Genomic DNA, 20,038 nt, shown 5'->3' with positions numbered 1-20,038 from the left:
GCTACGCGCGAACCCGTTCGTCGGGCTCCGTGCTGTGGATCCCCAGGTCCTGTCGCAGAGCGGCGACCGCCTCCTCCGGGTCGGTCTCGGAGTCGAAGACCCGGTCGAAGCCGAGCCGGCGGAACCGCTCCCGCGTCTCGGCGAAGTCGGTCTGTCCGACCGAGAGGTTCCCGCCGATGTAGGTGACCGCGTCGGCCCCGTGTTCGGCGAGGGTGTCGTGGAAGTCCCGGCAGTCCTGTTCGGCGTGGCCGTACAGCGAGGAGACCAGTACCGCCTCGGCGTCGTGTGCGTCCGCAGCGCTCGCGAACTCAGCCTGTGAACTCTGGACGCCGAGGTTGACGACGTCGAACCCGGCCGCGTCCAGCGTCTGTTCCAAGATCGTGATGCCGACGACGTGGGCATCCGACCCGATAACGCCGAGGATGACTGTCTGGGCCATCGGTACCACCACGGACCGCGACCGGCCCAATAAACCTAATGGTTTTTCATGATAATACTCCTTAATGGTCTTTTGATATGGATGTGAGAGACAACCACAATGTTAACGATCTATAGCCAAGGTTTTTCGGGCGGGTCGACGCAGGAAGCCGTATGGGAGCGCTCGACGACCTGCGCGTGCTCGACCTGACGCAGGTGCTCGCCGGCCCGTACTGCACGATGTTGCTCGCGGACATGGGCGCGGACGTGGTAAAGATCGAACGGCCCGGCGGCGACCTCATCCGGTCGAACCCGCCCTTTGCCGAGGATCCCGAGGCGGAGGCGTACGGCGGCTACTTCCAGAGCGTCAACCGCGGCAAGCGGAGCCTGGAACTCGACCTCGGGGACGACGCCGACCGCGAGGCGTTCCTCGACCTCGTCGAGCGCGCGGACGTGGTCGTCGAGAACTACCGCGCCGGGACGATGGAGCGGTTCGAGCTCGGCTACGAGCGGCTCCGCGAGCGCAACCCCGAACTCGTGTACAGCGCGATCCGCGGCTTCGGCGACCCGCGCACGGGCGAGACGCACCGGCAGGGCCAGCCCTCGTTCGACCTCGTCGCGCAGGCGCTCGGCGGCGTCATGGAGATCACCGGGCAGGAGGACGGCCCGCCGACGAAGGTCGGCCCCGGCATCGGGGACCTGTTCACCGCGGCGCTGAACGCCGTGGGGATCCTCGCGGCGGTCCACCACCGCGAGCGGACCGGCGAGGGCCAGTTCGTCGACACCGGGATGTACGACTCGATCCTCTCGCTGTGCGAGCGGACGGTGTACCAGTACTCCTACACCGGCGAGTCACCGACGCGGCGCGGGAACGCTCATCCGACGCTGTTCCCGTACAACGCCTTCGAAACCGCGGACGGGCACGTCGTCGTCGCGGCGTTCGGCGACAACCACTGGACCGCGCTGTGCGAGTCGATGGACCGCCCGGACCTCGCGGCCGACTACCCCGACGCCGGGAGCCGCCTGCGCAATCGCGACTCGCTCCGCGAGACGATCGCCGCGTGGACCGCCGACCGGACGACCGACGAGGTGGTCGAGACGCTGGACGGCATCCCGGTCGCGCCGGTGCAGGACACCGCCGACGTGTTCGACGACCCGCACGTCCGCAACCGGGAGATGCTGGTCGAGGTCGACCAACCGGGTGCGGACCGGCAGGTCACCGTCGCCGGAACGCCGATCAAGATGACCGAGACGCCGCCGGAGCCGGGCGACCGCGCGCCGCTGCTGGACGAACACCGCGGCGAGATACTGGGCCCGGTGCGGACGGCCGACGACGACTGACTGGCCGGGCGAACCTCCGAGGTCGGCTGTCGGCCGCCGGATCGACGCTATGGAAATCCTTTTGCGCCGCCCGTTCACAGGTCCCGTCATGGACTGGCCCCACGACCCCGACGGCGACGAAGGCAGCGAAGGGATGCGGAAGTACGGGATGGCGATCCTCGCCAAGAAGCTGGACGAGGACGAGGGCTTCCCGCTCGACGTCGACGAGTTCGTCGCGGAGCACGGGGACGAACCGCTCCGGCTCAACCACCGCCGCGTCGTCAGCGTCGCCGACGTGTTCGAACACGTCCGCGAGGACGAGTTCGAGGACATCGTCTCCTTCCACAAGGGCGTCGGCCGTGCGATGCGCGAAGGCGACTTCTGGGAGTACCACCCGCAGGGCGAGGACCCCGAGCACAACCCCGCCTGAGCCGGGCATCTTCTGCTCGTCGTTCGCTCGGCCGAGCGTCAGCCCGGTTCGTCCGGCCGTCGTCGGCCGCCCAGTTTCTGCGCGCTCCCGCATCGAGCCCCCGCTGTCGCACCACACAACCGCAGGACAGTTGGCCGATCTGTATAGTTCGACGCGGGCTCGCTTAAAGATAGCGGGGGTAGATTTTAGACACACCGTGGCAACGTTTCGCATATGGAGAGCGTGACGATCAGGGACGTGATGACCAGGGAGTACGTCGGCGTCAGCGAGTCCGACACCGTCCTCGGCGCGGTCCGGCTGATGCGCGAGGAGGAGTCCGGCAGCGTGGTCGTTCTCCGGGGCAGCGACCCGGTCGGCGTGCTGACCGAGTGGGACGTGCTCGGACTCGTCGCCGACGAGGCCGACCCGGCGGAGACGACCGTCGCCTCGGTGATGTCGGAGCCGGTGCTCACCGTCCCCGCGGACGAGGGACTCAGGACGGCGACCGGGAAGATGTCCCGCGAGCGTGTCCGCAGGCTGGTCGTGACCGACGACGGCGAGGTCGTCGGCGTGCTGACCGAGCGCGACGTGATCGCGGCCACCGCCACCGCCTCCGCGCCCGAGTCCAATCCGGCCGCGCCGCTCGCCGACAACTCGGTCGGCGGAACGCCGGTCGATGGGGGGCAGCGCGACGCCCGCGCCCGGACGGAGCCGAACGGAAACGGCGGCTACGCCGACCAGGGAGTCTGTGAAACGTGTGGCGCGCTCGCCGACACGCTTCGGGAGTTCAACGGGCAACTCGTCTGTGCGGAGTGCCGCGAGGTGTGACCAGGCTGCCGGCCGTCGTGCCGGCACGCCGCCTCCGTCACGGACCGGCGGTCACCGAATGTCGGCCCGCCGGAAGGATCGATCCCTCGGATCTGACGGCGCTGCGGTCCAGAACCCGATTATTCGGTATTTTCATATATTTTCGGATCACGGAGGCTATGATCATTTATCCCCCGGATCGGTGAACATCGGAGGGATATACTTATAACAGATGCCCCTATATGGGTACACATGTCATACCGTGTGAGAAGGCGTGACGTGTTGAAGGGTGCCGGTGCCGCTGGGATGCTCGGCGTCGCCGGCTGCATCGGTAGCGAGGAGAACGGCGGCGGCGGTGACGGCGGGAGCGGTCCCGACCTGCTGACCGTCATCGGCTACCCCGAGAGCGGTATCCAGCTGTTCCGCGACTACTACAGCGCCTCCGACGGCTCCGAGGACATCCTCATTCCCGACGGCCTGCAGGACCCGGCGCTGCCGGGACAGGTGGGGAACGATATGAACAACGTCACCGGGACGGCACCGGCGGCGGGCGGTCCGAACCAGGAGGCGTTCGCGAGCCTCTATGAGGACGAGTACGGGTCGTCGCCGGGCGTGTTCACGTCCCAGTCGTACGACTCCAGCGCGATCCTCATCCTCGCCAACGCTGCGGCCGGCGAGAACGACGGGACGGCTGTCCGCGACCAGATGCGCCGGATGGCCAACCCCGAGGGTACCGAGTACGGGCCCAGCGAGTTCGTCTCAGCGGTCGAGGCCGCCGCCAACGGCGAGAACATCAACTACCAGGGCGCGTCCAGCGCCGTGAACTTCGACCAGAACGGCGACCCCGCCTCCGCGGCGTACCAGATCTGGGAGTTCGCCGGCCAGGACGCCGACACCGTCGACGTGCAGGAGACCCAGAACTTCTCCGGGGAGAACCCCGGAGGTTCCGGCCCGTCGGCTGATAGCTCGCCGGGCGGACTGGGCCGCACCATCGAACTCGGCATCCTGCTCCCCGAGACGGGTGACCTGGCGTCGACCGGTGGGCCGATGATCAACGCCTCCGAGATCCCGCCCATGCAGGTGAACAACTCCGACCTGGACCTCGAGGTGAACGTCCAGTTCGAGGACACCCAGACCTCCCCCGACCAGGGGGTCAGCGGCGCGGAGTCGCTCATCAGCGGCGGCGTCCCCGCGGTCAACGGCACAGCGTCGTCCGGCGTGAACGTCCCCGTCTGTCAGGAGGCGTTCATCCCGAACGAGATCGTCGGCTGTTCCCCGTCCAGCACCGCGCTGTCGGTGACGAACCTCGACGACGACGACTACATCTTCCGCACCGCGCCGAGCGACCAGCTGCAGGGCCGCGTGATGGCACAGGTCGCCTCCGAACGGCTCGGTGCCGAGACGGCCGCGACGCTGTACGTCAACAACGACTACGGCCAGCAGCTCTCGAACCGCTTCACCAACGTGTTCGAGCAGTCGTTCGACGGCGAGGTGTACGACCAGATCAGCTTCAACATCGGCGCGTCGTCGTACTCCAACGTCATCGACTCGGCGCTGTCGAGCGGATAGTCGGTCGGCCGCGACCCCACGAACCACCGCGATTTTTTACACACTGTACGGCGAGCGACTGCGTCACCAGCCGCGACGCCGCTGTCGGTAAACGCGACTGGCGTAGTGACGGCAAAACAGCGGCAAAAGAACGAATCCCGAGCGGTCAGCCGCCGAGGAACTGCTTTCTGACTTCCTCGTCGTTCAGCAGCTTCTCGCCCTCGTCGACGTACCTGTTCTGGCCGTTGGCGAGCACGTAGCCGCGGTCACAGCGGCTCAGCGCCTCCTTGGCGTTCTGCTCGACCATCAGGACAGCCGTCCCGTTGTCGTTGATCTCGTCGATCTTGTCGAACATCTCGTCGACCAGATCCGGGGCAAGCCCGGCGCTTGGTTCGTCCAGCAGGAGCAGGTCGGGGTCGAGCATCAGCGCCCGGCCCATCGCCAGCATCTGCTGCTGGCCGCCGCTCATCGTGCCGGCCTTCTGGTCCTCGCGCTCCTCCAGGATGGGGAACCGCTCGTACACCTCCGCCAGCGCGTCCTCGGGCACCTCATCGAGGATGTACGCGCCCATCTCCAGGTTCTCCCGGACCGACAGCTCGGCGAACACGTTGTCGCTCTGCGGGACGTAGCCCATCCCCTTGTGGATGACGTCCTCCGGTTCGATACCGGTGATGTCCTCCCGGGCGAAGGTTATCGTCCCGCCCATGTGGGTCGTCAGCCCGAACACGGACTTCATCACGGTCGACTTGCCGGCCCCGTTCGGGCCGACGATGGTGACGTACTCCTCGTCGCCGACGTCGAGGTCGACGTCCGTGAGGATCTGGAGGTCGCCGTACCCGGCGTCCAGGTCGCGGACTTCGAGCAGGCTCATACTTCACCCCCGAGGTACGCCTCGATGACGTCCTCGCTCTCCTTGACCTCCGCCGGGGTACCGTCCTTGAGCACCCGGCCCTGATGCATGACGATGACACGCTCACAGTTCTCCATGATGAGATCCATGTCGTGCTCGACGATGAGGAAGGTGTAGCCATCCTCCCGGAGTTCGTGGATGTGCTTGAGCAGGCGCTTCTCCAGAGAGGGGTTGACGCCGGCGAACGGCTCGTCCAGCAGGAGCACGTCCGGATCGGTCAGCAGCGCGCGGGCCATCTCCAGCAGCTTCCGCTGGCCGCCCGAGAGGTTCTCCGCGTACTCGTCGGCGAGGTGGTCGATCTCGAAGAAGTCGAGCACCTCCCACACCCGTTCGAGATGCTCGGCCTCCTGACGCTTGACGTTGTCGCGCGCGCCGGGCGCGATCGAGCGCCACAGCGCCTCGCCGATCTGGCCCTTGGGCGCGAGCATCATGTTCTCCAGCACCGTCATCTCCTCCAGTTCCCGGGCGATCTGGAAGGTGCGAGCGAGCCCCCGGTTCGCGATCTCGTGAGGAGGGAGCCCCGTGATGTCCTCGCCGTTGAACCGGACCGTGCCGCCGTCGGCGTCGTGCATCCCGGTGATCAGGTTGAACGTCGTCGACTTCCCGGCACCGTTGGGGCCGATGAGCCCGGTGATCGACCCTTTCTCGACGCCGAAGGTGACGTCGTCGACGGCGGTGATGCCGCCGAACGTCTTGCGCAGCCCCTCGACTTCGAGCGGGGTCTCATCGTCTGTGTCGACATCGCCCTGTGAGAGGCTCGATCCGTCGGTCGTGTTGGTGGTGCCGCTCATTGTTGCTCGCCTCCGTCCGCCGCCGTCGCGTCCGACTCCGTGCTGCTACTTTCGGGCCGAGAGAGGTCGATGCTCGACGCGGTCTCCTTGCGGTGACCGAGCATCCCCTCGGGCCGGTTGTGCATCAACCAGATGAGGACGACCCCCATGATTACCAGTCGAAGCTGGCTGATGCTGTTGAGCGTGTACGCCAGCATCGGCCACGGGTCGAACGAACCCATGGCGGCCATCGCCGGTCCGAAGCCACCCGGGCCTTCGAGGGATCCGACCGCCGCCTCGACGAGGTTCTTGACGAGCCGCGGACCCTCGTACAGCGCCGCCGCGAAGACAGCTCCGCCGAGGAAGCTCCCGGTGTTGGAGCCGGCCCCGCCGATGATCAGCGCGATCCAGATGTAGAACGTGATGTTCGGCCGGAACGACGGGGGCGTGATGCTCCCGCGGCCGGCGTACCAGAGGATGCCGCCCAGCCCCATCAGCGCACAGCCGAACACGAACGACTTCAGCTTGAAGCGGTTCGTGTTCTTCCCCAGGGCGTTGGCGACGTCCTCGTCCTCGCGGATCGCCTTGAGGACGCGGCCGAACGGCGACGAGCCGGTCCGGGTGAGCAGCCAGTAGAACAGCCCACAGGTCAGCAACAGGATCAGGCCGTACGTGAGCCCGTCGATGACCGGCTTGGGGTTGTTCGAGATGAAGTTCTGTTGGACGAAGTCGACGAAGCCGAGATACGGACCCCAGAGGAACAGGGTCTGGAGGATCGCCTCCAGCGGCTGCGTGTAGTTGAGGATGAGCCCCCCGCCGCCGCCAAGCCCGATCGTGTCCGCGGCCGGGTCGATGGTAAACAGCCACAGGTCGATCGTATCGGGCAGCTGGTACGTCTGGAACGTCCGCGACATCAGCGTGAACCGGATGATCTCGGAGAAGGCGATCGTCACGATCGCCAGGTAGTCGGCCCGCAACCGGAGCGCGGGCAGGCCAACCAGCAGTCCGAACAGCGCGGCGACGAGGACGCCGGCGAACACGCCGACGCCGAGCGGCAGGCCGAGGCCGCCGATCTGCGCCGCGCCGCCCTGTCCCGCCGGCGGCTTGGAAACTATCGCGGTCACGTAAACGCCGATCGCCATGAACCCGACGATGCCGATGTTGAACAGCCCCGTGTATCCCCAGTGGAGGTTCAACGCGAGGGCCAGCATCCCGAACACGCCGATGAAGAACGTGAGGTTGGCGACCGTGTTGAGCTGTCCACGGAGCGTGAACCCGAAGATCACGCCCGAGAGGATGTACACCAGGTAGATGCCACCCAGCACCGCCAGGACCAGTCCGGGGTCCCGGTTGAGGAAGTCGACGAGCGGGTTGCCGCTGTCGCCACCGCCCGTGCTTTCGGTCTCGCTCATGCTGTCGACCTCCCACTAAAGATGCCCTGTGGCTTGAACAGCAGGATGGTTATCATCACGAGGAACGCCGCCGCCCGGCCGAACGCCGAGGGGATCCAGATCACGGAGGTGGAGGCGGTCAGCCCGATGATGATGCCACCGGCGATCGCCCCGTATATCGACCCGATGCCGCCGAGGATGACCGCGGCGAACACGAGCAGGAGGAGCAACCAGCCGTCGTTGAAGCCGAGCGTCCCCTTCCAGAGGACGAACATGTAGCCGGCGATCCCCGTCAGCCCGCCGCCGATGATCCACGTCGAACGGATGACCCGCTCGGTCGGGATCCCGGTGACGCGGGCGAGGTCCTCGTTGTCCGACATCGCGCGCATCGCCTTGCCCAGTTTGGTCCGCTGGAGCAGGAAGTGGACGCCGAGCATCAGCGACACGGCCACGACCAGCAGCGTGATGTCGTGTGCGTGGACGAACACCGTGCCGTCGATGAACAGGAGGCTCCACTCCGGCTGACTCCCGGCGTCAGTTGTGCCCCGGACGCCCGGGCCGAAGACGAACTGCATCAGGTATCGGAGCGCGAAGGCGACGCCGACGCTCGTGATGAGCAGAGCGATCCCGCTCTCGTCGCGGATCGGTTTGTACACGAACCGGTCGATCACCAGCGAGAGCACGATCGTCGACGCCCCGGCGACGAGCGCCCCGACTATCACGGCGAGGGGGGACGTGACGATGCCGACGCTGAGGGCACCGCCGAACACCGACCCGCCGGCACCGACGAGCAGCAACGACCCGATGTTGGCGTTCCCGTACCCCGCGATGAGGTACGTCACCGCCCACCCGGAGAACGCGCCGCTCGTGAGGTAGTCCCCGTGTGAGAAGTTCGCGAAGTTGAGAATACTGTACGTCATCGAGAGTCCGACACCGGCGAGTCCAACGACCAGACCGCGCATCAGGCCGTCCCAGACGTAGCCGCCTACGTCGCTGAACTGGATTCGCCCGGTGAGCAGGCCCTCGATGAGAAACCACGCCATCCAGACGGCCACGAGGCCGACCACGATGGCGAACGGTTGCTCTACGACAACCCGCCGACCGCGTGAATACGTTTCAGATACACCCATTGGCAACACTCCACACAACACGTTCCCGCACCCAACTCATAATAACTTTTCCTTGAGCGTACTGACGCCGGTGGGCGAATTCTTGCACACGATCACCCTCTTTCGGTGGCACGCCGACCGAGTACAAACACCTTTGACCGAGCAAACGAGAGACCGTACTGGAATATCCGGTCGTACGGACTGTTGTCCACCATGAACGTCGAAGCCCCGACCACGGAGGATCTCGCCACGCTGGTCGACCAGTGGGTCCGGCTGGCGGCGGAACAGCGGGACCACGGCTCCCGGCTCCTCGCCGACTCGAACCGCGGCCCGATCCGCGAAACACTCGCCAGAAGCGTCGTCACCGGGAACGCTCTCGTCGGCCGCGACGACGGCGGAGTCGTCGGATTCGTCACGTTCGAACCCGACACGGGGTCCTACGAGACGGACGTCACGACCGGGACCGTCACCAACCTGTTCGTCCGGCCGGACCGCCGCGGGGAGGGGGTGGGCTCCGAACTGCTCGCGGCCGCGGAGCGAGCGTTAGCCGAGGACGGCGCGGACGCCGTCAGCCTCGAGGTCCTCGCGGGGAACGAGGCGGCACGCCGGTTCTACCGCCGCGAGGGGTACGACAGCCATCGCGTCACCATGACGAAGCCGCTGGCGGACGAAAGCGATACTCACTCAAAGGACGACCGATAACGACGACGTAGCGCCAGGGGAGCTTGGGCGGTTCAAGCACTCGACTTGTAATCGAGACTCCCAGGGTTCAAATCCCTGCCCTGGCTTCCGGCGTTTTCGTAAACGGGGGCGGTCACAGCACCGCCCCGGTCTGCAACAGCCAGATCAGGACGGTCAGCGTCACCGTGCTCGCAAGCGTCGTGACGAGGATGGCCGTGCTGACGTAGTCGGCGGCCGACAGCCCGTCGGCATCGCCGCCGAACTCGACGGTGAGCATCAGCGGCGTCACCGCGGCGGGCATCGCACACTCCAGCACGAACACCCGGCCGACCGGGCCGTCGAGACCGACCACGAGGGCGACCGCGACGGCGACGACCGGCGCGACGAACAGTTTGAGCGCGACGGCCGGGGAGACGCGCCTCGTCGGCGTCCCCGAGGACGTGTTGGCGAGCTGGATACCGAGCAACAGCAGCATCACCGGGATGGCCGAGTCCCCGGTCAGCTTGAGCGTCTCCATCGCAGCCGTCCCCGCCTCGGGAACGACGCCGACAGCCCGCGCCGCGACCGCCGCCACGACGGCGTAGATGAGGGGGAGTTTGAACACCGTGCGCACGGCCTCGCGGGGCGACCCGGTTCCGTCTCTGGACGCGACGTACACCCCGAGCGTGTACATCAGAACGGACTGGGCGGCGATGAACAGCACCGCAGTGCTCCGCCCGATGGCACCGAAGGCGAACGCCGACAGCGGGATGCCGTAGTTGCCCGCGTTCGGGAAGCTACTGGTCAACACCAGCGAACCGCGGGTCGCCGTCGGCTCGCCGGTCGCCCACCCGAACCCCGCCGCCACCGCCGCCATCAGGACGGTGAACGCGCCGACGGCGACGAACAGCGCGACGGCGGTGTCCCCCGCGATGGGCGTCGTAGCGAGGCTGTGAAACACCAGCGCGGGCGTGAGGACGTAGAGTGCGACGGCCGCCAGCGCGTCGACGTCGATGTCCCGGTACAGCCCGAGAACGTAGCCGACGCCGGCGACGGACAGCACCGGGAGGATAGAGGAGGTCAGCGCCGACAGCAGCGACATGTCTCATCGGCCGAACCTCCGGGCAACAAAGGTTTCGAATGGCACAGCGGTCGTCAGAACAGGTCGCCGATCCGCGAGAGGACCCCGTCTGCGTCGCGCTCCCAGGTCCGTTCGACGACCTCGCCCGGGAGTTTGACGTGGCCGACCGGGGAGTCGTCGCCGTGTTCGACGACGACGGCGACCAGGTTCCCGACCGCTTCCGCCTCGACGCGGCCGTAGCCGACGCAGTCGGTTTCGGGGTCCTCCGCCGACCAGAGCGCCTCGTCCAGTCCGTACACCGGCGGCTCGACGTGCGTGACTTCCGCGCGCTCCCGCACCGCGTCCGGGGACGGGGCAGCGGGCATACACCTACGTACGACCGACCGAACCAAAGCGTTTCGCCGGTCAGTCGGCGTCGCGTCGCAGTCGCCGCAGCCGCGGCCGGTCGAAGTCGTACGCCCCGTCGGCGTCCCGGGTCACGATGGAGTCCGACCGGAGCTCCGTGAGCAGGCTCCGGACCGACTCCAGCGAGGCGTCGACCTTCGGCTCGACCGCCCGCGGCCGGAGCGGCCCGTCGCTCGCGAGCACCGTCAGCACGTCCCAGGCGTAGTCCTCGTTGCACAGCGACTCCCGGCGCGCCAGCGCGATCCGTCGGCTGACCGGCTCCGACCGGAGCAGCGCCATGTCGTCGTCCGCGGTGTCGGCCGCCGACGAGTCGGTCGGGGTGTCGGCCGTCGCGTCGTGACCGCCGTTGGCCCGCTGGCTTCCACCGATCGGCCCGGCAGCCGTGTCACCGGACTGCTGGTCGTCAGGCTGGCCGTGGTCGTCCGCACCATCCCCCCACTGGTTGGCCGCCAGATCACGGTAGTGTTCCAGTTTGACCTCCTTCTGTGCCAGCGCCGTCTCCAGCTCCTCGACGCGCTCCTCCAGCGCGTCCACCTCGGCATTGCCGGCGCGGGCTGCGAGCCGTTCGTTCTCGCGCTGGAGCCGCTCGGTCTCCGCCTCAAGTTCCTCGATGCGGTCGCGTGCCTCAGCGAGTTCGCTCTCCAGTTCCTGAATCCGTTCGCGTTCCCGTTCGGCCGCCTCGCCCGTCGGGAGCTGGGTCTGCTCGGTCTCGGCCGGCTCCACGTCGCCGTGGCGGAGGGCGTTGGCCATCTTCCGGGCGGCGGCGGACACGTCGCGGGCCGACTCCAGTTCGCTCTCCAGTTCCGCGATGCGTTCGTCCCGGCGTTCGAGCTTCGACTCCAGTTCGGCGACGCGGTCCTGCTGTTGCTCCTGCCGTTCGGTGATGTCCTGTAAGTCCTCGACGAGCGTGTCGCTCACCGACTTCAGTTCCGGGCGCTCGAAGTCGTCCAGCCCCGGCGTCGCGCCGGCGTCGAACGTCCGTTTGCGCCGGAACTGGACCCGACGCACGTCGGCCTCCGTCCAGTCGGTCTGGAGGAACGCCTCGCCGTCGTCCAGATCCGACACCATCTCACCGTACTCGCGGTCGACGATGCGGCCGACGACTTTCGTGTCGTTCTCCCAGGTGAGTCGGTGCCAGACGAGCCAGTTAGCCTGCGTGATGAAGTCCTTCTTCACGTCGGCCGGGCGCTGGCTGATGCCGAGGATGCCGAGGCCGTGCTTGCGGCCGCGCTTGCCGATCTTGATCAGCATCTTCCCGGTCTCGCCGAGGCCGCCACCCTCCGGGATGTACTCGTGAACCTCCTCGACGACGAGCAGGAACGGCTTCTTCAGCTTCTTCTCCTTGGTGAACAGGTGCCGCGCCGTCTCGCGGATCAGTTCGTCCGCCTCGTCCTCGTCGAGATAGCCCGACACGTCGAGGATGACGGGGACGTTCTCGTCCAGCGCGATGGTGGCGACCTTCTCGGCGTGCTCGGCCGCGACCTGGATGTCGCACTCCTCGTCGGCCCCGGCGTGGAGCAGTTCGTACTCCTCCTTCAGCCCGTAGTACTCGCCGTCCGTGTCGACGATCAGGAGCGGGTAGCCCGCCTCCAGTAGCTCCTCGCCGACGACGCTCGCGGTGTTTGACTTCCCGCTGCCCGACTTCCCGGTGACGAACCCGCGGCCGGTCAGCAGTTGCACCACCGGCAGGGAGACCGGTCCGTCGGCCGCCTCGCCGTCCTCCGCCCGGAGTTCGCCGACGGTGACGTGTTGGGTCTCGGTCATTCGCTCGTCGGATGGTCTCCCCGCATCGTAATGAACCCACGGACTCCGGGAACGTGGACACCTCCGCCCGGCAGGAAACTATTATATGCTCTGGTCGTCTCACTGGGAACTGCAATGGCGCAAGGTACGGTCGATTTCTTCAACGACACTGGCGGTTACGGCTTCATCGACACCGAGGACGCGGACGAGGACGTGTTCTTCCACATGGAAGACGTCGGCGGTCCGGACCTGGAGGAAGGTCAGGAGGTCGAGTTCGAGATAGAGCAGGCCGACAAGGGCCCCCGGGCGAAGAACCTGGAGCGCCTGTAGGCCGGCAACCGCAGGGCATCGGCGATAGAACACAGTATTTCTACACGGGTAGCGGCGGCTGTCTCGCTCCCACGCTAGAGTCCGATCCAGTCGCTCGACACGCCGGACTCGCGCAGCTGCCACCGGTGCTCCGGCGTGCCGTCCGCGGCTCTGACCTCGACGACCGCGTCGAACAGGGGTTCGAGCAGGTTGACGGCGTCGGCCTCCCGGCCGACGGGCAGGTGAAAGTGGCCCATCCCGTCGGCCTCCCTGACGCGTGCGGTGACCATGTGGAGCAGGCGGAACACGTTCTCCGAGGCGTGGTCGTTCAGGAGGGGCACGAGCGAGTCGACACAGACCCGTAGCTCGCCGGGGTCGAGCCCCTCGCGTTCCGCCTCGTACTCGTCGACGACCGCGACGAACTCCCGGCAGAGCGCCGAGAGCATGCGGGCGTCGACCGCCGACGCCCACTCCGGCGGCTCGGCCGCCGTCTCGGCGTCGTGCTGGAGGAGCACCCTGTCACCGTCGCCGAACCCCTCCGGAACGCGTTCGCGGGCGTCGACGTTCTCCGTGAACACGAACAGCCGGGTTCGGGTGTCCTCCCCGGCGTCCCCCAGCAGGCGGCGGCAGACGCCCCGGTCGGCGCTCTCCGACGCCCCGCCGACGACCAGCACGTTACAGCCGTCCCGCTTCAGGTCGGCGAGCGCCTGCGAGAACTCGGTCCCCTCGGACGGGCCACCGCCGTGCTCCGGACGCATTCTTCCGGGAAGATGCACGGAGGATACAATAAGCATTGCGTCTGGCCGGGGCGTGACCGTTTTGGCCCGTCCGCCCGAAGCCGTCCGTATGAGCGACACGATGCCGGACGACGACCTGGCCCGGGCGGCGGCGGACCTCGCGGACTCCCTCCGGGAGCTGCAGGGGGACGTGGAGCCGCCGCGCGGCCCGCTCGGCCTCCCCAGACCGCCCCGTCCCGACGAACTCCTGCGGTTCGCCGACGAGGCCGCGATCCCAGCGCTCGTCGCGATCCTGGAGGCGAACGTGCGCGCCCTCGAAGCGCTCCAGCGTGCGATTCAACTAACCCGAACCGGCCGGGAGGCGCGCGAACGCGGCGGCGAGGCCCGCGACCGCGCGGCGGACCTGAGCCGGTCCACCCTGCAGCGCGTCGACACCGCCCTTGAGGAGTTCCAGCGCGCCGTCGAGTCGGGCGGGCTCCCGGACGACTCGCCGGCCGCCCCGGTGCTGGAGGACGCCCGCGACCTCCGCCGGGAGATCGACCGTCGGCTCCGCGACGCGACCGCCGAGGAGCGGACGCTGGACGAGTTCGACGACGAACCGGAAGCGGGGGAGGACGTGAACGTCGACGTGGACGCCGAACTCGACTCGCTCCGCGACCAGTACCGCGACGAGGACGGCGAAAACGACGGTGCCGATGACGACGGCGAAGACGGCTCGCAGTAGGTAGCTCGAACCAGGGCGTGCGAAACCGCCGCTTAGACCGGCTCGAACCTTTCCGCTTCGACCCCACGATTCGCGCCGACGCGCTCACTGCGTCGGCTCGAACCATTCCGCTTCGATCCGTGCCGCGACGATAAACCGTCGCTTAGACCGGCTCGAACCGGAACCCATCCCACGCCTGACTCTCCCGCTCCCGGATACCGGCGTCGGGGTCGCGGAGCTCCTCGACGTACACCGGTTCGACCGTGTCGCCGGTCTCGATTTCGTCGGTCGTCGCCTGCCCGAGCGCGCGGACGGACGCGCCGTCAACGTCGAACTCGACGATTGCGAGCGTGTTGGGCTGACGGACGCCGGGCGGCGTCGCGGTGCTTTTCGTCCACGTGACGACCTCGCCGGTCTCGTCGGAGAGGTCGATCGTCTCGGTCTGTTCCTCGCCGCAGTCCGGGCAGACGGTGTGGCCCGGGTAGGTGACGTGGCCGTTCGGACAGCGGTGTGCGTCGAAGCTCATGGTTCCTCCAGAATGGTGGTGATCACGCAGTTGCCGAAGCCGCCGACGTTGCAGGCGAGGCCGGTCCCGGCTTCGACCTGCCGGGGGCCGGCGTCGCCGGTGATCTGCTTGTGGATCTCGTACACCTGCGCCACGCCGCTCGCGCCGAGCGGGTGGCCCTTCGACTTCAGGCCGCCCGAGGTGTTGATCGGCAGTTCGCCGTCGCGCTCGGTGCGGCCCTCTTCGACCGCTTGCCAGGCCTCGCCCGGGTCGGCGAAGCCGAGCCCCTCCATCTGGAGGAACTCGAGGATGGTGAACATGTCGTGCAGTTCCGCCACGTCCACGTCCTCCGGACCGATCCCGGCCATCTCGTAGGCCTGCTCGCCGCTCTCGACGACGCCGCCCATCGTGGTCGGGTCGTCGCGCTCGTGGACGACGTGGGTGTCCGTCGCGCCCGCGACGCCGGTGATGATCGAGTAGTCGTCCGTGTACTGCTCGGCCTCGGACTCGGGGCAGAGCAGGAGCGCCGCGCTCCCGTCCGTGATGGGACAGAAGTCGTACAGCCGAAGCGGGTCCGCGACGATGGGCGAGTCGAGGACGGTGTCGAGGTCGACCTCCTTCCGGAACTGCGCGTGCGGATTGTCGAGGCCGTTCCTGTGGTTCTTGACCGCGACCTTGCCGAGGCTCTCGCGGGGCGCGTCGTACTTCTCCAGGTAGTGCCGCGCGGTCAGCCCTGCGAAGCTCGGGAGCGTGACGCCGTGCTTGTACTCGACGGGGTGGGTCAGCGACGCGATCACGTCGGTCGCCTCCGCCGTCGTGCGGTGGGTCATCTTCTCGCCGCCGACGAGCATCGTGAGGTCGCTGGCCCCGCTCGCGACGGACTGCCACGCGGCGAAGGTCCCCGCGCCGCCGCTCGAACTCGTCTGGTCGACCCGCTGGGTGTAGGCCGGCATCGCCCCGAGGTCGTGGGCGAGCGCGTTCGGGACGCCGGTCTGCCCCTCGAACTCGCCGCTCGCCATGTTCGACACGTACAGGTGGTCCAGGTCGTCGCCCGAAACCCCCGCGTCGTCGAGGCACGCCTTGCCCGCCTCCGCGAGCAGTTCGTTGACCCAGCCCTCCCGCTCCCCGAACTGGGTCATCGACGCGCCGATGATCGCTACGCGTTCCATACACGGCCTGACAGGGCGGACCGGTTTATAGGCTGGTGCTAGGGCGAGCGTTGGCGGCGGGGAAAACAACCACGAATGGTCGGCCGGGAGCGCGTGGTGCGGAAGCACCCGCGCGACCCGGGGAAGGGCAGGCCGCCGCCACGATAGCACCCGCGAGCGAGTGAGCGGCGTGAACGAGCGAGCGGTCCGACGACTGAACGGAGCGAAGCGAAGTGAAGGAGGAGTGATTTTGGCCGAGCTTTTGCCGAGGGAGCGCGCCGACGGCGCGCGACCGCAGCGCAAAAGGTCGCGGTTACAGATCCATCCCGCCGTTGATGTCCAGCACCTCGCCGGTGATGTACGAGGAGTGCTCGCTGGCGAGGAACCGGACGGTACAGGCGATGTCCTCGATCTCGGCGAAGCGGCCCAGCGGGATCTCCGCGAGGATCTTCTCCTGCACGTCGTCGGGGACGGTTTCGAGCATGTCGGTTCGGGTAAAGCCCGGCGCGACGCAGTTCGCCGTGGAGCCGCCGCTTGCCAGTTCCAGCGCCATCGTGCGGGTGAAGCCGAACAGGCCGGACTTGGCGGTGGCGTAGTTGGCCTGCCCGAAGTTGCCCTGCTTGCCGACGATGCTGGAGATGTTGATCAGCCGGCCCTCGTCGGCGTTCCAGATGTCGTCGTAAAAGGCCTGCGTGCAGTTGAACGTCCCGCCGAGGTTGACGTTCATCACCTGGTCCCACTCCTCGCGGCTCATCTTCGTGAACCGGGTGTCCTTCGTGATCCCGGCGTTGTTGACGAGGACGTCGATGGGACCGAACGCGTCGTGCACCTGGTCGCGCATCGCGTCGACCTCATCGCGGTCGGTCACGTCCGCCTGCGCGGCGATCGCATTCCCGCCGGCATCCTCGATCGCCTCGACGGCCTCGTGGGCCGACGCCTCCGAACTGCGGTAGTTGACGACGACGTTTGCACCCTCGCTGCCCAGGTGTTCCGCGATGCCGCGGCCGATTCCTCGCCCCGATCCCGTGATCAGACAGGTGCGGTCGTCCATGTTCATGGTGGGTCCCGGAACGGCCGACGGGGCCGGTCCGCCCGCTGGCCGTTCTCGAATCTAGTTGGCCCTTCTACCAGTCGCGGCATAAGGATTCCCCCGGCTTCGGGCGAAAGGCTGGACGGAAAAAGGCGAGACGCCGCGTCAGTTGCTCGACTGCGCCTGCTCGATCCAGCTTTCGAGCCGGCTCACCGGCACGTCGGCGTCGTCCGCGAGGTCCGCGGCGGACGCGTCGGCCAGGTCGGCGACATTCTCAACGCCGGCGTCACGGAGTCGGTCGGCGTACGAGGGACCGATCCCGTCGATGTCCTCCAGGTCGCGCTCGACGGTCGTGTCGGGACCGTCCTCGGCGGCGGCCGGAGCGTCCGTTTCGTCGGGGTCCGCGTCCTCCGCCAGTGCGGAATCAGGCGATTCGGGGTCGGTGGCGCTTTCGCCCGTCGCGTCGTCGACGTCGGATCGGTCCTCGAACCACTCGCAGACGTCCGGCCACAGCTCCGCGTGGGAGCTGGAGGAGACGGACATCCCGATGTGACCGGTCGGGAACTCCATCGTGGTCACGTCGTCGCTCGGCACCACGTCGTTGAACGGCTTGGAGGCCTCCGGCGGGATGAGGTGGTCGTACTCCGCGACGATCTGGAGGATCGGCATCTCCAGTTCGTCAAGGTCGATCGGTTTCCCGTCGAGTTCGAGTTCGTTGTTGTACAGCTTGTTCCCCTGGTAGATATCCCGGAGGAACTGGACGTACGTGTCGCCGGCCACGTCGATGCCGTCGCCGAGCCACTCCTCCATGCGGGCGAAGTTCTCGACGAAGTCCTCGTCCTCGATGTTCTCGTAGAGGCGGACGTACTTCGTGACGCCGTTGGCGACGGGGTCCATCAGCGCGAAGCCGACGTCCAGGAACTCCGCCGGGACGTTGTCGAACGTCTCGGTGACCTTCTCGGGGTCGTAGTACTCCTCGCCGCCCCACAGTTCGAGGACGCCGCCGTCGCCCGCGAAGCAGAGCCCGGCGGCCATCAGGCCGAGGTTCCGGACCTTCTCGGGGTGGAGCGCGGAGTACATCACGCTCATCGTCCCGCCCATGCAGTAGCCGAGCACGTTGATGCTGTCCTGCCCGGAGCGCTCGCGCACCACGTCGACGCAGTTGTCGATGTAGCGGCTGACGTAGTCGTCGAGCGTGAGCGACGCGTCCAGCTTCGAGGGCTCGCCCCAGTCGATGAGGTACACGTCGAACCCGTTGTCCAGCAGCGTCTGGACGACCGAGCGGTCGGGCTGGAGGTCGAGGATGTACGGCCGGTTGATCAGCGCGTACACGATGAGGATCGGCACGTCGTGTTGCTCCTCGGTCCGTGACTCGTAGTGGTAGAGCTGGAGCTTGTTCTCCTCGTAGACGACCTCCTTGGGCGTCTGACCGACGTCGACGTCCGCGATGGTTTCGCCGGCGTCGGGCGCTGCGCCGGTCTTCTCGACGACCTCGGCGGCGTTCTCCCAGGTGCGGCGCTGGAGGTCGATGGCGTCGGCGAACGGGTTCATGCTCATTCGTCGAGTTCCTCTAAGATCCGGTCGAGCTTCTCCTCGACGGCGTGCTGTCGCCGTTCGAGCTCGACCAGTCGCTCGCCGATCTCGACGACGTCACCCTCGGTGGCAAAGCCCAGGTCGTGGAGCGTCGACTCGGCGGCCTCGTCGGCCTGCTGGCGGAGGTCGAGCGCCTCGCCCACGGACTCGCCGGTGGCGGCGGCGAAGGCAGTCGTGCTCATCGCCTCCTTGAACGCCTCGTTGGCGGTGTTGAGCCAGATATCGCGGAACTCCTCGACCTCCACGTCCTCGCCCTGGGCGGCGTCGTTGGCGCGGTCGACCATCCGCTGGGCCGCGTCCATCCACGCCTCGTAGGCGCGGGCGTAGCCTTTCACGCCCTCGGTCATCTCGTCGTCGTCGACGCTCGATTCGAACGTCTCGGTCCAGGATTCGACGAACTCGGCCTGGGCCTCGACGTTCTGCTCGAAGGCGTCCATGAACTGCTGGTTCATCTGGTCGACGAACTGGTTCCAGCCCTCTGCGGTCGCGTTGGGTGTGTATGAGTCTGTCATTGTGGAAAGAATGGAGACGGGACCTGAAAAAGGTGGCTTCAGTTCGCGGCGACGTCGAACTCGTCGGCCGCACCCTCGACGCTCTCGGCGACCTGCTCGTGGGCGTCGAGGAAGGTGTCGAACGAACTGTCGACGGCGTCGGCGTAGTTGTCGGCGTACTCGTCGAAGGCGGCGACGTTCTCGTCGACGGCCTCGTCGAGGGCGGCCCAGGTGTCGGCCTGCAGCTCGTCGACGTTGTCGAAGCCGTCGTCGACGGCCGCGCGGAGCTCGTCGAAGTCGGCGGCGTCCTCGGGGAGGGCGCTCTCGACGGCGTCGAGGTAGGCGTGGGCGGCCTCCTGGGTCATCTCGGTGGACTGCTCCTGCAGGGACTGCATCGCCTCGACGCTCTCGGCGAGCGTGTCGACGGCGGCCTTCTGGGCCTCGAGGGCGTCGTGGGTCGCCTGCTGGGTCTGTTCGACGGCGGTGCGCTGGAACTCGAAGACGGTCGTCATGGGGTTGGTAGTGTCAGTCATCGGAATCACTTCTGTTGCGTTTCACGGGGACGACGACGGTCTGCACGATGTCGCCCTCCTGGATGTCGAGGGCCTCGCGCTCCGCGTCGGGGATGCTGATCCGGCCGCCGCTCTGCACGCGGGTCTTGAACGTCGCGGTACCCATGCTCATCGGGCCGAGGCTGGACATCCCGTCCATCCCGCCGGCGTTGGCCGAGAGGAACTGCTCGAACAGTTCCTGCTGGGACTCGACGGCGTCCTCGCTGGCCTGCTGAACCTGGCGTGCGAAATCGGCTGGCGTCCACGGCATCCCGCCGCGGTCGTCGTCCTCCGTCATCACCAGTTCATACCACCCCGAAACGGATAAAGCTTCCGCTGAATACCATCTCATACCATTCAATGTCAGAGGTTGGGTCGGGCGCGTAGCTGCTGTGGCGACG

General features: G+C 67.4%; 23 protein-coding genes and 1 tRNA gene. 8 read left to right on the top strand and 16 right to left on the bottom strand.

Going from position 1 to position 20,038, the window contains the following annotated elements:
• Nucleotide 1: 1 nt before the first annotated feature.
• Entirely contained in the window at nucleotides 2-439 is a 438-nt protein-coding gene (gene glmS / locus D8896_RS08070) for a methylaspartate mutase subunit S (protein WP_121821581.1), read from the bottom strand.
• A 152-nt stretch (nucleotides 440-591) separates the two neighbouring features.
• Here glmS and mct point away from each other — a divergent pair, with 152 nt between their 5' ends.
• The 4 genes from mct (at nucleotide 592) to D8896_RS08050 (ending at nucleotide 4,522) form a co-directional block, all read left to right on the top strand.
• Nucleotides 592-1,758 (top strand): succinyl-CoA:mesaconate CoA-transferase, encoded by a 1,167-nt coding sequence (gene mct, locus D8896_RS08065; RefSeq protein WP_121821580.1) that lies wholly within the window; start codon nucleotides 592-594, stop codon nucleotides 1,756-1,758.
• An 88-nt stretch (nucleotides 1,759-1,846) separates the two neighbouring features.
• The gene (locus D8896_RS08060) at nucleotides 1,847-2,167 is read left to right on the top strand and encodes a DUF5785 family protein (protein WP_121821579.1); all 321 of its coding nucleotides are present in this window, start codon (nucleotides 1,847-1,849) and stop codon (nucleotides 2,165-2,167) included.
• A 213-nt stretch (nucleotides 2,168-2,380) separates the two neighbouring features.
• A complete protein-coding gene (locus D8896_RS08055) occupies nucleotides 2,381-2,974 on the top strand; it encodes a CBS domain-containing protein (RefSeq protein WP_121821578.1) in 594 nt (197 codons plus the stop codon).
• 231 nt (nucleotides 2,975-3,205) lie between these two features.
• The gene (locus D8896_RS08050; RefSeq protein ID WP_121821577.1) at nucleotides 3,206-4,522 is read left to right on the top strand and encodes an ABC transporter substrate-binding protein; all 1,317 of its coding nucleotides are present in this window, start codon (nucleotides 3,206-3,208) and stop codon (nucleotides 4,520-4,522) included.
• A gap of 145 nt (nucleotides 4,523-4,667) precedes the next feature.
• Here the strand turns inward: D8896_RS08050 and D8896_RS08045 are convergent, their stop codons facing one another.
• Genes D8896_RS08045 through D8896_RS08030 form a run of 4 tightly spaced genes read right to left on the bottom strand, consistent with a single transcriptional unit; the run spans nucleotide 4,668 to nucleotide 8,534 of the window.
• Nucleotides 4,668-5,372, bottom strand: a complete 705-nt coding sequence (locus D8896_RS08045) for an ABC transporter ATP-binding protein (protein ID WP_121821576.1) — start codon at nucleotides 5,370-5,372, stop codon at nucleotides 4,668-4,670.
• Nucleotides 5,369-6,202, bottom strand: coding sequence for an ABC transporter ATP-binding protein (locus D8896_RS08040; protein WP_121821575.1), 834 nt, complete (start codon nucleotides 6,200-6,202; stop codon nucleotides 5,369-5,371). Before D8896_RS08040 ends, D8896_RS08045 begins: the two co-directional genes overlap by 4 nt.
• Nucleotides 6,199-7,593 (bottom strand): branched-chain amino acid ABC transporter permease, encoded by a 1,395-nt coding sequence (locus tag D8896_RS08035; protein ID WP_121821574.1) that lies wholly within the window; start codon nucleotides 7,591-7,593, stop codon nucleotides 6,199-6,201. Before D8896_RS08035 ends, D8896_RS08040 begins: the two co-directional genes overlap by 4 nt.
• Entirely contained in the window at nucleotides 7,590-8,534 is a 945-nt protein-coding gene (locus D8896_RS08030; RefSeq protein ID WP_375137056.1) for a branched-chain amino acid ABC transporter permease, read from the bottom strand. The genes D8896_RS08035 and D8896_RS08030 overlap by 4 nt, the downstream gene beginning before the upstream one ends.
• Before the next feature lie 360 nt (nucleotides 8,535-8,894).
• On the opposite strand from D8896_RS08030, the gene D8896_RS08025 reads away from it, so the two are divergent.
• Nucleotides 8,895-9,383, top strand: coding sequence for a GNAT family N-acetyltransferase (locus tag D8896_RS08025; RefSeq protein WP_121821572.1), 489 nt, complete (start codon nucleotides 8,895-8,897; stop codon nucleotides 9,381-9,383).
• 12 nt (nucleotides 9,384-9,395) lie between these two features.
• A tRNA-Thr gene (locus D8896_RS08020) sits at nucleotides 9,396-9,469 on the top strand.
• Between the two features lie 26 nt (nucleotides 9,470-9,495).
• Here the strand turns inward: D8896_RS08020 and D8896_RS08015 are convergent.
• Genes D8896_RS08015 through D8896_RS08005 form a run of 3 tightly spaced genes read right to left on the bottom strand, consistent with a single transcriptional unit; the run spans nucleotide 9,496 to nucleotide 12,591 of the window.
• On the bottom strand, nucleotides 9,496-10,443 hold the full coding sequence (locus D8896_RS08015; RefSeq protein ID WP_121821571.1) for an AEC family transporter: 948 nt from the start codon (nucleotides 10,441-10,443) through the stop codon (nucleotides 9,496-9,498).
• Between the two features lie 53 nt (nucleotides 10,444-10,496).
• Nucleotides 10,497-10,787: a hypothetical protein gene (locus D8896_RS08010; protein ID WP_121821570.1), complete on the bottom strand. Its 291-nt coding sequence runs from the start codon at nucleotides 10,785-10,787 to the stop codon at nucleotides 10,497-10,499.
• A gap of 40 nt (nucleotides 10,788-10,827) precedes the next feature.
• Nucleotides 10,828-12,591 carry an ATP-binding protein gene (locus D8896_RS08005; protein WP_121821569.1) on the bottom strand — a complete coding sequence of 588 codons (1,764 nt, stop codon included), beginning with the start codon at nucleotides 12,589-12,591 and terminating at the stop codon, nucleotides 10,828-10,830.
• A 114-nt stretch (nucleotides 12,592-12,705) separates the two neighbouring features.
• Here D8896_RS08005 and D8896_RS08000 point away from each other — a divergent pair, with 114 nt between their 5' ends.
• On the top strand, nucleotides 12,706-12,900 hold the full coding sequence (locus D8896_RS08000; RefSeq protein ID WP_121821568.1) for a cold-shock protein: 195 nt from the start codon (nucleotides 12,706-12,708) through the stop codon (nucleotides 12,898-12,900).
• Nucleotides 12,901-12,974: 74 nt separating this feature from the next.
• Here the strand turns inward: D8896_RS08000 and D8896_RS07995 are convergent, their stop codons facing one another.
• Nucleotides 12,975-13,637 carry a DUF7504 family protein gene (locus D8896_RS07995; RefSeq protein ID WP_121821567.1) on the bottom strand — a complete coding sequence of 221 codons (663 nt, stop codon included), beginning with the start codon at nucleotides 13,635-13,637 and terminating at the stop codon, nucleotides 12,975-12,977.
• A gap of 88 nt (nucleotides 13,638-13,725) precedes the next feature.
• Here D8896_RS07995 and D8896_RS07990 point away from each other — a divergent pair, with 88 nt between their 5' ends.
• Entirely contained in the window at nucleotides 13,726-14,340 is a 615-nt protein-coding gene (locus D8896_RS07990) for a DUF7547 family protein (RefSeq protein WP_121821566.1), read from the top strand.
• A 142-nt stretch (nucleotides 14,341-14,482) separates the two neighbouring features.
• Here D8896_RS07990 and D8896_RS07985 read toward each other — a convergent pair whose 3' ends face one another.
• The 7 genes from D8896_RS07985 to D8896_RS07955 all read right to left on the bottom strand — a co-directional run bounded on the left by D8896_RS07985 (nucleotide 14,483) and on the right by D8896_RS07955 (nucleotide 19,935).
• Entirely contained in the window at nucleotides 14,483-14,845 is a 363-nt protein-coding gene (locus D8896_RS07985; protein ID WP_121821565.1) for a Zn-ribbon domain-containing OB-fold protein, read from the bottom strand.
• Entirely contained in the window at nucleotides 14,842-15,993 is a 1,152-nt protein-coding gene (locus D8896_RS07980) for a thiolase family protein (RefSeq protein ID WP_121821564.1), read from the bottom strand. The genes D8896_RS07985 and D8896_RS07980 overlap by 4 nt, the downstream gene beginning before the upstream one ends.
• 292 nt (nucleotides 15,994-16,285) lie before the next feature.
• Nucleotides 16,286-17,029 carry a 3-oxoacyl-[acyl-carrier-protein] reductase gene (gene fabG, locus D8896_RS07975; protein ID WP_121821563.1) on the bottom strand — a complete coding sequence of 248 codons (744 nt, stop codon included), beginning with the start codon at nucleotides 17,027-17,029 and terminating at the stop codon, nucleotides 16,286-16,288.
• 138 nt (nucleotides 17,030-17,167) lie between these two features.
• Nucleotides 17,168-18,559, bottom strand: a complete 1,392-nt coding sequence (gene phaC / locus D8896_RS07970; RefSeq protein ID WP_121821562.1) for a class III poly(R)-hydroxyalkanoic acid synthase subunit PhaC — start codon at nucleotides 18,557-18,559, stop codon at nucleotides 17,168-17,170.
• Nucleotides 18,556-19,107, bottom strand: coding sequence for a poly(R)-hydroxyalkanoic acid synthase subunit PhaE (locus tag D8896_RS07965; protein ID WP_121821561.1), 552 nt, complete (start codon nucleotides 19,105-19,107; stop codon nucleotides 18,556-18,558). Before D8896_RS07965 ends, phaC begins: the two co-directional genes overlap by 4 nt.
• A gap of 38 nt (nucleotides 19,108-19,145) precedes the next feature.
• Nucleotides 19,146-19,619 carry a hypothetical protein gene (locus D8896_RS07960; RefSeq protein ID WP_121821560.1) on the bottom strand — a complete coding sequence of 158 codons (474 nt, stop codon included), beginning with the start codon at nucleotides 19,617-19,619 and terminating at the stop codon, nucleotides 19,146-19,148.
• Nucleotides 19,612-19,935 (bottom strand): AbrB/MazE/SpoVT family DNA-binding domain-containing protein, encoded by a 324-nt coding sequence (locus D8896_RS07955; protein WP_121821559.1) that lies wholly within the window; start codon nucleotides 19,933-19,935, stop codon nucleotides 19,612-19,614. Before D8896_RS07955 ends, D8896_RS07960 begins: the two co-directional genes overlap by 8 nt.
• Nucleotides 19,936-20,038: the final 103 nt, after the last annotated feature.

Origin of the sequence: Halostella salina, from assembly GCF_003675855.1 — an archaeon.
GTDB lineage: Archaea > Halobacteriota > Halobacteria > Halobacteriales > Natronoarchaeaceae > Halostella > Halostella salina.
The sequence above is the reverse complement of the archived record's forward strand: the minus strand, read 5'-3'. Positions and strand labels throughout refer to the sequence as shown.

What these genes read in the sequence shown, in the direction of transcription:
- D8896_RS08010 (WP_121821570.1), bottom strand. Translation starts at nt 10,787, where the DNA reads ATGCCCGCTGCCCCGTCCCCGGACGCGGTGCGGGAGCGCGCGGAAGTC.
- D8896_RS07955 (WP_121821559.1), bottom strand. Translation starts at nt 19,935, where the DNA reads ATGACGGAGGACGACGACCGCGGCGGGATGCCGTGGACGCCAGCCGAT.
- D8896_RS08025 (WP_121821572.1), top strand. Translation starts at nt 8,895, where the DNA reads ATGAACGTCGAAGCCCCGACCACGGAGGATCTCGCCACGCTGGTCGAC.
- D8896_RS08060 (WP_121821579.1), top strand. Translation starts at nt 1,847, where the DNA reads ATGGACTGGCCCCACGACCCCGACGGCGACGAAGGCAGCGAAGGGATG.
- D8896_RS08045 (WP_121821576.1), bottom strand. Translation starts at nt 5,372, where the DNA reads ATGAGCCTGCTCGAAGTCCGCGACCTGGACGCCGGGTACGGCGACCTC.
- D8896_RS08040 (WP_121821575.1), bottom strand. Translation starts at nt 6,202, where the DNA reads ATGAGCGGCACCACCAACACGACCGACGGATCGAGCCTCTCACAGGGC.
- glmS (WP_121821581.1), bottom strand. Translation starts at nt 439, where the DNA reads ATGGCCCAGACAGTCATCCTCGGCGTTATCGGGTCGGATGCCCACGTC.
- D8896_RS07980 (WP_121821564.1), bottom strand. Translation starts at nt 15,993, where the DNA reads ATGGAACGCGTAGCGATCATCGGCGCGTCGATGACCCAGTTCGGGGAG.
- D8896_RS07960 (WP_121821560.1), bottom strand. Translation starts at nt 19,619, where the DNA reads ATGACTGACACTACCAACCCCATGACGACCGTCTTCGAGTTCCAGCGC.
- fabG (WP_121821563.1), bottom strand. Translation starts at nt 17,029, where the DNA reads ATGAACATGGACGACCGCACCTGTCTGATCACGGGATCGGGGCGAGGA.
- D8896_RS07990 (WP_121821566.1), top strand. Translation starts at nt 13,726, where the DNA reads ATGAGCGACACGATGCCGGACGACGACCTGGCCCGGGCGGCGGCGGAC.
- D8896_RS08015 (WP_121821571.1), bottom strand. Translation starts at nt 10,443, where the DNA reads ATGTCGCTGCTGTCGGCGCTGACCTCCTCTATCCTCCCGGTGCTGTCC.
- D8896_RS07985 (WP_121821565.1), bottom strand. Translation starts at nt 14,845, where the DNA reads ATGAGCTTCGACGCACACCGCTGTCCGAACGGCCACGTCACCTACCCG.
- D8896_RS08050 (WP_121821577.1), top strand. Translation starts at nt 3,206, where the DNA reads ATGTCATACCGTGTGAGAAGGCGTGACGTGTTGAAGGGTGCCGGTGCC.
- D8896_RS08055 (WP_121821578.1), top strand. Translation starts at nt 2,381, where the DNA reads ATGGAGAGCGTGACGATCAGGGACGTGATGACCAGGGAGTACGTCGGC.
- D8896_RS08000 (WP_121821568.1), top strand. Translation starts at nt 12,706, where the DNA reads ATGGCGCAAGGTACGGTCGATTTCTTCAACGACACTGGCGGTTACGGC.
- phaC (WP_121821562.1), bottom strand. Translation starts at nt 18,559, where the DNA reads ATGAGCATGAACCCGTTCGCCGACGCCATCGACCTCCAGCGCCGCACC.
- D8896_RS08035 (WP_121821574.1), bottom strand. Translation starts at nt 7,593, where the DNA reads ATGAGCGAGACCGAAAGCACGGGCGGTGGCGACAGCGGCAACCCGCTC.
- D8896_RS08030 (WP_375137056.1), bottom strand. Translation starts at nt 8,534, where the DNA reads ATGCGCGGTCTGGTCGTTGGACTCGCCGGTGTCGGACTCTCGATGACG.
- mct (WP_121821580.1), top strand. Translation starts at nt 592, where the DNA reads ATGGGAGCGCTCGACGACCTGCGCGTGCTCGACCTGACGCAGGTGCTC.
- D8896_RS07995 (WP_121821567.1), bottom strand. Translation starts at nt 13,637, where the DNA reads ATGCGTCCGGAGCACGGCGGTGGCCCGTCCGAGGGGACCGAGTTCTCG.
- D8896_RS08005 (WP_121821569.1), bottom strand. Translation starts at nt 12,591, where the DNA reads ATGACCGAGACCCAACACGTCACCGTCGGCGAACTCCGGGCGGAGGAC.
- D8896_RS07965 (WP_121821561.1), bottom strand. Translation starts at nt 19,107, where the DNA reads ATGACAGACTCATACACACCCAACGCGACCGCAGAGGGCTGGAACCAG.